This is a genomic window from Longimicrobiaceae bacterium, from assembly GCA_035696245.1.
In the GTDB taxonomy this organism is placed as follows: domain Bacteria; phylum Gemmatimonadota; class Gemmatimonadetes; order Longimicrobiales; family Longimicrobiaceae; genus DASRQW01.
In genome coordinates, this window is the sequence record DASRQW010000407.1 from 1 (window position 1) to 9,596 (window position 9,596).

General features: G+C 70.4%; 6 protein-coding genes. 5 read left to right on the top strand and 1 reads right to left on the bottom strand.

Features of this window, described 5'->3' with window-relative positions:
• The 5 genes from VFE05_18245 to VFE05_18265 all read left to right on the top strand — a co-directional run.
• Positions 1–370, top strand: a 370-nt coding sequence (locus VFE05_18245) for a hypothetical protein (protein HET6232020.1), incomplete at its 5' end; no start/stop codon positions are given.
• A gap of 2 nt (positions 371–372) precedes the next feature.
• Positions 373–1,527 (top strand): prepilin-type N-terminal cleavage/methylation domain-containing protein, encoded by a 1,155-nt coding sequence (locus VFE05_18250; protein HET6232021.1) that lies wholly within the window; start codon positions 373–375, stop codon positions 1,525–1,527.
• A gap of 20 nt (positions 1,528–1,547) precedes the next feature.
• Positions 1,548–3,287 carry a hypothetical protein gene (locus tag VFE05_18255; GenBank protein HET6232022.1) on the top strand — a complete coding sequence of 580 codons (1,740 nt, stop codon included), beginning with the start codon at positions 1,548–1,550 and terminating at the stop codon, positions 3,285–3,287.
• A gap of 547 nt (positions 3,288–3,834) precedes the next feature.
• Positions 3,835–6,018 (top strand): ATP-binding protein, encoded by a 2,184-nt coding sequence (locus VFE05_18260; GenBank protein ID HET6232023.1) that lies wholly within the window; start codon positions 3,835–3,837, stop codon positions 6,016–6,018.
• 387 nt (positions 6,019–6,405) lie between these two features.
• Positions 6,406–8,811 carry a vanadium-dependent haloperoxidase gene (locus tag VFE05_18265; protein ID HET6232024.1) on the top strand — a complete coding sequence of 802 codons (2,406 nt, stop codon included), beginning with the start codon at positions 6,406–6,408 and terminating at the stop codon, positions 8,809–8,811.
• A 596-nt stretch (positions 8,812–9,407) separates the two neighbouring features.
• On the opposite strand, the gene VFE05_18270 is transcribed toward VFE05_18265, so the two are convergent.
• A partial coding sequence (locus VFE05_18270) for a hypothetical protein (GenBank protein ID HET6232025.1) occupies positions 9,408–9,596 on the bottom strand: 189 nt, incomplete at its 5' end.

A 9,596-nucleotide genomic window follows, 5' to 3' on the forward strand; every position in this document is an offset into this window, starting at 1 on the left:
CACCATGATGGAGGTGCTGGTGGCGATGGTGATCCTGGGCTTCGTGCTGCTGGGCACCCAGGCCGCCATCACCGACCGCCTGGTGGTGGACATGGGCAAGCTGGACCGCCGCGCGATCGCCACCCAGCTGGCCGCCGACCGCGTGGAGATGATCAAGATGGACCGGCTGTACGCGTCGCTGGAGACGAAGTGGAACGCGACCGAGGTCTCCTTCCCCGACTATCCGGGCTTCAAGCGCGTGACGCAGATCGTGCAGGTCACGACCGTCACGGCCAGGGGCAAGATCGACTACAAGCGGGTCACGGTCACGGTGACGAACCCCAACATGCCGAGGCCGGTGACGCGCACGGCGATCGTGGCGGCGCCATGAGCATGCGCCCCCATACGGACCGGCGCGGCTTCACGCTGGTGGAGCTGCTGATCGCCCTGGTGCTGTCGGCCGTGGTGGTGACGGCGGCGCTGACGTGGCTGCGCGAGCAGGAGAAGGCGTTCTCGCTGGGAGATGCGCGCATGAAGGTGACCGGCAACCTCCGCTTCGCGGTGAGCAGCCTGGAGCGCGACCTGCGCACTGCCGGCGCCGGCGTGCCGGGCGGGCAGCCGTGGCTGGTGTACGCGTCCACGGAGGCGGTCGCCTTCAACGCGGACTACGTGACCAGCGACGCGAACGACCTGTTCGCGGTCTACAACGATCCCGCGGCGCCCCCGGCGTCGACCACCGCCCTGAACGCGGCGCGGCGCATCACCATCCCCCGGTCCACCTTCGGCTACCCCGACACGTCGTACCTGGACAGCGGCGGCAACAGCGAAGCGGAGACGATCGTCTTCTACTTCGAGCCCGACACGTCCACCGTGCGCAGCGACGACTGGGTGCTTCGCCGCAAGGTGAACGACATGGCGCCCGCGGTGGTGGCGCGCAGCATCCTGCCCACGCCCGGCAAGCCCTTCTTCCAGTACATGGCGGCGGCCGACACCAACTCGGCGCAGATCGACAGCCTTCCCGCCGCGCGCCTTCCGGTGCAGCACTCGGTGAGGCTGCACGGCGCGGCCACCGATACGGGCGCGGTGGCGACGATCGACCGGATCCGCGCGGTGCGGGTGAACTTCACGGCGACGAACGGTGCGACGGGGGCCAAGCAGCAGTCGCGCGTGGTCTCGCGCATCGTGCGCCTTCCCAACGCGGGCATCGGGTCCATCACCACGTGCGGCGAGGCGCCCCAGCTGGGCGCGGGCTTCGCCGCGGCCCGCTCCACCCCGGTCACCGTGGACCCGTCGGTGACGCTCACGTGGAGCCCGGCGGTGGACGAGAACGCGGGCGAGAAGGACGTGCTGCGATACGTCGTCTGGCGGAAGACCACGGCCGGCGCGGACTGGGGCGACCCCTACCTGAGCGTGCCGGCGGGCAGCGCGGCGTACATCTACGTAGACCGCAACGTGGCGGTCGGCACCCAGTACTTCTACGCCCTGGCGGCGCAGGACTGCACTCCATCCATCTCGGCGTTCGCCACTGCGGCGCCGGTCTTCCCGTGAACGGCCCGGTTGCCATGCGAATGACGCGGAGAGTCCAGGACGAGGCGGGCCTGGCGCTGATGATGGTCCTGCTGATCGTGATGATCGTGGGCGTGCTCGCGATCGGGGCGGTGACCATGCTGGGCAACTCCAGCCTGATCAGCGCCTACGAGGACCAGCAGACGACGCTGGAGTCGGTGGCCGACGCGGGGATCGAGCAGGCGCGCGCCCGCATCAACGGCGACCCCACGCTGTACCCGGACAGCGGCTACGCCACGCTCGAGAGCAACGCGCCTGTGACCGACGCGGCCGGCGCGGTGATCCCCGGCGTGACGCGCACCACGTACGCGGGGCCCACCGGCGTGGCCACGGGCCAGTACGGCGTGTTCGGCAGCGTGGTGGTGGTGGCGAAGGGCGCGAACGGCGACCAGGTGATCCGCCGCGGCGAGATCGTGCAGGAGAGCTTCGCCAAGTTCGCGTACTTCACCGACGACGAGAACGGCATCTCGTTCGGCGGCGGCGACCAGATCCAGGGGCCGGTCCACAGCAACGACGCCATCAACATCCTTTCCAGCGGTGCCAAGTTCAAGGGCCCCGGCTCGGTGACCACGCACATGACCGTGACGGGGTCGAGCTACGCGACGTTCTCGGAGGGCTCGGCGCGCACCGGGGTGCCGGCCATCCCCATGCCCACCACGGCCGACCTCGCCAAGCTGCAGAGCTACGCCACGGCCGGCGGCACCGCGTTCACGCCGCCCAACGGCGGCAACCCGGACGAGACGCGCATGCGCATCGAGTTCGTGGGCATCGACCTGGACGGCGACCTGCGCACCACCGGGCCGGACGAGGGCTTCTTCAAGGTCTACCAGTCGAACTCGGCGGACTGGGTGATGGCGCGTCGCCCCTCTCCCGCGGCGCTGATCGCCGTCGACTACTGCGGCCAGCTCGCGGGCAACGTGCTGAACCGTGTGGACCTGTCCGGCGGGAACGCCGCCGCCAAGGTGAACTTCCTGAAGAACCCCTCGCGGCGCTGCTTCCTGGGCGGGTCGAACCAGCTCAACGGCGGCGTGTTCCAAGCGAACGACGCGCACGGGAGCTGGGTGGCACGGGCCTGGGCGTGGAACAACATGCCGGCGGTGATCGCGGGCCGCACCGACGCGGCGTACCTCTTTCCGCTGAGCCGCACGTTCAACCCGAACTTCAAGGGCGTGATCCACGTGAACGGCCGCGTGGGCATCAGCGGCCTGGTGCGCGGGCGGGTGACGCTGGCGGCCACGGGCGCCATCTACATCCTGGACGACCTCAAGTACGCCAGCGACGCGGGCGGTGCGTGCGCCGACATCCTGGGCCTGTTCAGCGGCGGTGACATCGTGGTGGCCGACAACACGCTCAACGCGCCCGCCGAGCCGCAGAACGGAGCGGGTTACTACACCTTCGACGAGACGAGCAGCGAGACGGTGCAGGCGGTGGTGCTCACGCTCAAGAGCTTCACCGCGCAGAACTACTCGGGCGGCCCGACCGACGTGGAGGACTGCGAGGGGATCAACTGGGGGCGCGGGTGCCTGTACCTGGCCGGCGGCGTGATCCAGGGCCTGCGCGGCGGCGTGGGCACGGCCGCGGGCACCGGCTACCTGAAGCGCTACTCGTACGATGCGTGCGCCTACTACAAGCCGCCGCCGTACTACCCGACCACGGGCCGCTTCGGCCGCGGGCGGTACTTCGAGATCGATCCCACGAACTTCAACATCTCCACGTACATGAACCGCATCACGGCCGGGTAGCGCGCCGGCCGGTCTCCGGACGCGTTCGTCAGCGGGCCGCCTCCCTGGTACGGAGGCGGCCCGCTGTGCTTCCGTCGACGCACGACCAGGGGTCGGATCGGCAGATACGGGAGATGGAACCGCGGTCGATAAGGCCGCGCATCGGAGGAGAGCCGCGGCGTGACGCAAAGCCGGGCTGCGATGCTGGCGGATGAGCGTCCACATCCGTCGATTCCCGGCAGCACCCCGGGATGCTCGGGGATGCGCGAACGCAGCTCTGTTCGCCTGCCGTTCCGGACGTCCGGATGCGCGTGCGCTGCGGCGGAAAGCGACGGGTGTGGCGGTCGAGCGGGTGATACGCCACGCAAACGGCTGGGGAATATACCTCCGTTTCTCCGGCACGCCGCGTGCGAGCGCGGCGTCGGGGACATTAGCCGCACGGCCACGCGTGATGGCAGATCGGACGATGGGGCGCGGCTGAAGACGAACGCGGCTCTGCATCTCCGGCTTCGGCCGGACGCGAATCCGGTAAGCCGGCCGGACATCAATCGACGCACACTCGGCAGACGTGGCGGCACCATCTCGGATCGGCGGACGGCGGAACCGGCTTCCGCGTCCGCTCCGCCGGCACGGACGAGAGCAAAACCCCTGCAACTGGAGAAGCGCCATTCACGCTCGATCTGCGGCGGACGAGCCCGAGGTCCCTCGTGCCCCCACGGGCGGCGGGGCGCCTGCGCGCGGCGGGGCCATTGCTTGGGTTGCAGCGGCGGCGCTGCTCGCGGCGGGGTCGTACCTGCTGGCGCGGCTCGTGGGCCTGGGGCCTGCCCCGGGGCCGTGGGCGCTTTGGCCCATCAACGGCCTGCTGCTGGGCATCTTCTACCGCCGCCCAAGCCGCGAGTGGCTGGCCATCGGCGTGGCCGCCACGGTGGCGCAGACGCTCACCATCTACCTGGTGCGCGGCGACGTGGCGGCGGGCGCCACCCCGTTCGGCGCCGCGTCGGACGTGGTGCAGGCGGCGCTGGCGGCGTGGGTGCTGCGCCGCTCCGGGCTGAAGGAGGGGCCGTGGTGCGGGCCGCGCGAGATGGCGCTGTTCGTGGTGGTGGCGGTGTGCGCCATCCCGCTGCTGGTGACGCCGGTGTCCGGCCTGGCGCTGGCCGCAGGGCTGGGGCTGCCGATGGACGTCACCTGGCGCCCCCTGTTCGCGGGCAACTCGCTGAGCATGCTGCTGTTCGCGCCGCTCCTGCTTCCCAATCCGGACCGGGGCCCCCACCCTGTGCAGCCCGGGCGCAGGGTGGAGACCGCGGTGTGCCAGATCGCGGTCCTCCTCGTCGCCCTGGCTACGTTCCACGGCGCGCAGCACTGGCTGCAGTACGTGGCCTTCCCATATGCCATGTTCCCGCTGCTCGCATGGAGCGCCCTGCGGTGCGGGCCGCGGTGGACGGCGGCGGCGATCGCGGTCCTGAGCGTGGTAGCCGCGTGGTGCACGGCGCGCGGGCTGGGGCCGTTCGCGACGCCCACCGTGCCGCTGGACCACCAGGTGCTGCAGCTCCAGGCGTACCTGGCGCTGGTGGCGCTCACGGCGCTCCTGCTCTCGTCGGCCACGGCGCAGCGGCAGAGCGCCTTCGCGCAGCTCGCGCTCCAGAACGCGGTGCAGCAGGCCTTCTTCGAGAGCTCGACCGCGCTGATCCTGCTCAAGGACCTCGACGGACGGTACGTGCTGGTGAACCGCGCCGCCGAGGCCGCGCACGGCGTGACGCGGGCGGAGATGATCGGCCGCCGCGCCGCCGACGTGATGGACGCGGCCGACGCGCGGCTGGTGGCGCTGCACGACCGCAAGGTGCTGGAGCGTGGCGAGCCCCTGGCCTTCGAAGAGACGCTGACGCTGGCGGGCCAGCGGCGGCAGTACATGGTCACGCGCTTCCCGGTGCGCGACCACGGCGGAGCGGTGCGCTACCTGGGGATGATCGGCCGCGACGACACGGTGGAGCGCGACCTGGCGGACCGGCTGCAGCGTGCCCAGCGGGTGGAGATCCTGGGCCAGCTGGCCGCCGGGCTCGCGCACGACCTGAACAACCTGCTCACGGTGATGGTGGGGAACGCGGGGCTGGTGGCCACCGGTGGCGGCGTGGGGCCGGACGACCTGGAGCTGCTGGGCGAGATGCGCGACGCGGGCGACCGGGCCACGCGCCTCACCGGCCGCCTGCTCTCGCTGGGCCGCGCGACCGCCGCGCCCCGCCGCCCGGTGGACGTGGACGAGACGATGCGCGGGCTGGAGCCGCTGCTACAGGCGCTGACGCGCGGCAACGTGGACCTGTCGCTGCGCCTGGGCGCGCCCGGCGAGTGCGTGCTCACCGACCCCATCGAGATCGAGCAGGTGGTGCTCAACCTCGTGTCCAACGCGCGCGCAGCCATCGAGGGCGAGGGTGCCATCACCGTGAGCACGCGCGTGGTGGGCCGCGGCGACGTGGGCGCCGAGGCGGCCGCCGGCTCCGGCGCGCAGCGCTGGCTGCGCCTCAGCGTCGAAGACACCGGCGGCGGGATGGACGAGGCCACGCTTTCCCGCCTCTTCCAGCCCTTCTTCACCACCCGCGCCGGGCAGAAAGGCACGGGCCTGGGCCTCTACACCACGTCGCTCCTCGTCCGGCAGATGGGCGGCGCGATCGCTGTCGCGAGCCGCCAGGGCGAGGGCGCGACCTTCACCATAGACCTCCCCTGCACCGACGCCATGGTTCCTCCCGCCACGGAAGCCTGACGGACCCCCGCCGATCCAAATTCGGAGTGCCCGGTCCAAATCCGGATCGGCGGCCGAGCCTCCAGATCAACGGGAGATTGCATCTGATCCTTCGAAGTTCGATCAACTCCGAGCTACGAACTCGTCGTCCGCATTGCGGGGAGGGTTGACCGGGGGATGAGAAACGCGTAGCTTAACCGAAGAAAAGACGAACATGGCCCGCATGACAAAGGCCCCGTCCGGCAGACTGCCGGCGGGGCTTTCGTTCGTCCGTCTACCGCGTTCGCCTGGAGAAAAACACCACATGGGGCCGATGCAGGCCCGCTCGCCGGCACAGCGTCCGGACGCACTCCGCCACGTGCGGAGGCGACAGATGGCAGCGCGGGGCAGGGAAGGAGCGGGACGGCCGTGGCGCGCACCGGCGCCGCGGCGGGGCAGGGCGCCTGCGGCACGGGCGCGCACAATCGGACCAGGAAGGCACTCATGGCGAAGGCGAGCACCCTCGGCGACGACTTCAACGACAACTCCACCGACACCGCCACACGGTGGAACGTGGTGTTCTCTCCGGCTCCCCAGGCGGAGCGGATCCGCGAGGTGAACCGGCGGCTGGAGATCCGCCCGCGGCCCAGCATCTCGGGCGACAACTACCAGTACTACGGCAGCAAGACGACCTACGACCTGACGGACTCGCAGATCCGCATCGAGGTGGTGCGGGCGCTGGCGCAGGAGCACGGCACCACCACGTTCCTCTCGGCGTTCATCGACGGCAGCAACGAGATCGCCATGGGGGTCGAGGACGGCTTCCTGTTCGCCTTCCAGGAGGTGTCGGGCGTGGCGGCCACGCTGGCGACCGTTCCCTACGACCCGGCCAGGCACCGCTGGCTGCGCATCGTGGAGCTCTCGGGCCGCACGCACTATCAGTTCTCGGCAGACGGCGCCACGTTCCAGGACCTGGCGGTGGCGCCCGACGCCATCACCCTGACCGCGGTCACCATCGCCTTCGGCGCGGGGACCTTCGAGGCGGTGGCGTCGCCCGGCTTCGCGGTGCTGGACAACTTCAACGTCCCGCACGTCTCGGAAGACCGCAGGGTGGAGGAGCGCCGGCTGTCCGCTCGCGACATCCGCATCCAGGCGGCCGAGATCGCTGCCGAGCGGGTGTGGGAGGAGCACGTCAACAACAACGACGAGGTCAACTACACCGACCTGCCGTTCGTGGGCAACTTCTCCAAGAGCTACCGGCACGACGAGCTGGGCGACCCGGACCCGTGCAGCTACGGCACCGTGCTGCGCGCGCTGGAGAGCCGCGACTCGGTGGACTTCGAGGAGATCGTCCTCGCCAGCCCCACGACCGCGAAGAAGCTGACCAACCCGCAGTCGGGCCTCGCGTTCGACCTGGAGGGGCCGGACGCGCAGGAGTACACCATGCCGCCGGCGCCGCGCTTCGACAGCCAGCAGGCGGCGCACGAGATGGGCGAGCTGTACTGGATGGCGGTCGCGCGCGACGTGCCGTTCGTAAACTACTCGCTCCAGGCGGGCACATCCGGCACCATCATCGCCGACGCCATCGACTCGCTCAACAACGAGTTCCCGGCGTTCGGCGGCACCATCGCCGTCACCGACCAGAACGTCTTCCGCGGCGTGTACTACGGCGAGCAGGTGGGGCCGTACGTCTCGCAGTTCCTGCTCAAGGGCAACGTGGACCCGCGCAGGCTGGACGGCACGGGGCGCGACGCCAAGGAGGGCTACCTGGCCTACGGCGCGCAGGCCATCGACCAGCGCGTGCTCCCTGCGGCGCCCGACACGGACTTCCTGACCGGCTTCTCGGACTGGCTGGACGTGCAGAACGGCGTGGACAAGCGCGGCGACGACGTGTTCGAGAACGTCCCGCGCAAGTTCATCGCGACGCTGCGCGACGGCGCCACCTTCGTGCACTTCGACCAGGTGGTGAACGCGTACTACAACGCCGCGTGGTACCTGATGTCGGAGCCGGTGGGCGACCAGGACCTGGCGGCCAACGCCACCGGCCGGCCGCAGGTGGACGCCGAGTTCCCCAAGAACGTGGGCAACCCGTACGATCCGCCGCTCACGGCGCGCGACTCCAAGACGCAGATCGGGTTCAACACCTTCGGCCCCATCCACGTCCTGCAGGCGGTGAGCGAGGTGATCGGCCGCGCGGGACGCGCGGTGTGGTGGCAGAAGTGGGGCGTGCACCGTCGCCTGCGGCCCGAGGAGTACGGCGGGCGCGTGCAGAACCATCTCACGGAGCAGCGCACGTACCCCCTCGACGGCTCCATCGTCTCGTCATTCCAGTTCGGGGCCGGGCTGGCGAAGTACTACAACGGCGGCATCCTCGGCGCCGACAAGACCTTCCCCTCGTACCTGCTGCCGCAGGCGTACCCGGAGGGCGCGCCCACGCACCCGGCATACGGGGCCGGGCACGCAACCATCAGCGGCGCGTGCGTGACCATCCTGAAGGCGTTCTTCGACGAGAACGCCGGCATCCAGGCCCCCGTGGTCGCCAGCGACGACGGTTCGGAGCTGCTGGACTATGGCGGCGGCGACGCGGGCGACATGAACGTGGGCGGCGAGCTGAACAAGCTGGCCGGCAACATCGCCATCTTCCGCAACGCCGCGGGCGTGCACTGGCGGTCGGACTACACCGAGTCGCTGCTGCTGGGCGAGAGGATCGCCATCGGGCTGCTCCAGGAGATGAGCCTGGGCTTCAACGAGAAGGACGCGTACTTCGAGTTCCACAAGTTCGACGGCAACATCTGCCGCATCGAGGGCGGGCGCATCGAGCAGTTCATCCCCTGACCTTCCACGCCGGGCGCGGCTCCCCGCCGCGCCCGGTGATCCGATCCACGCAAACGCTGCAGCCGCGACCCCACCCCACGGCTGCGGCACCGGCCCGCGGAGACAGGCCGGAGCGCGCGATGCGAGCCCGTCGCACGCGATCCGCTTCCACCGCGAAGGCGCCGCTCGCGGGCCGCGCATCTTCAGCACCATTCGGTAGATGCACGACGCGCCGCCGGATCTCTCCGGCGGCGCGTCGTCGTTCCTTCTACCTCCCCGCGCCCGTCACCTCGTCTCGGCAGATGCGGGAGAGTCGTCCACGAGCTTCGCTCACCCTAGCGGATGAAAGTGTTGCTACATCACCATTTCGGTGATTTCGTGAAGCTCACTTTCTTTTCAGGATATGTGGGAATCGGGAGATGCGGATGATGCGGATGATGCGGATGATGCGGGTGATGCGGGTGATGCGGGTGATGCGGGTGATGCGGGTGATGCGGGTGATGCGGGTGATGCGGGTGATGCGGGTGATGCGGGTGATGCAACGCCCGCTGTCGATCTACCGCGTCCTTTGCATGACGGCTGATGCGCGGCTCCCGCCTTCGTCGCCCGCCCGGTGCTCACGGCTTCGGCGCGACGACGCGGCGGGTGGTGTCGCGCTTGGTAGGCCGCGCGCGTGGAGCGGGGACGCTTCCCACGGGCGGCGCGGTGCGGCGCACGCTGTCCAGCGACGCACGGGTGAGGCGCGGACTGCGGTCCACCGTGGGCGGGCGGAGCGTCCGAACCTGCGGCGCGCCTTGCTGAGGCGT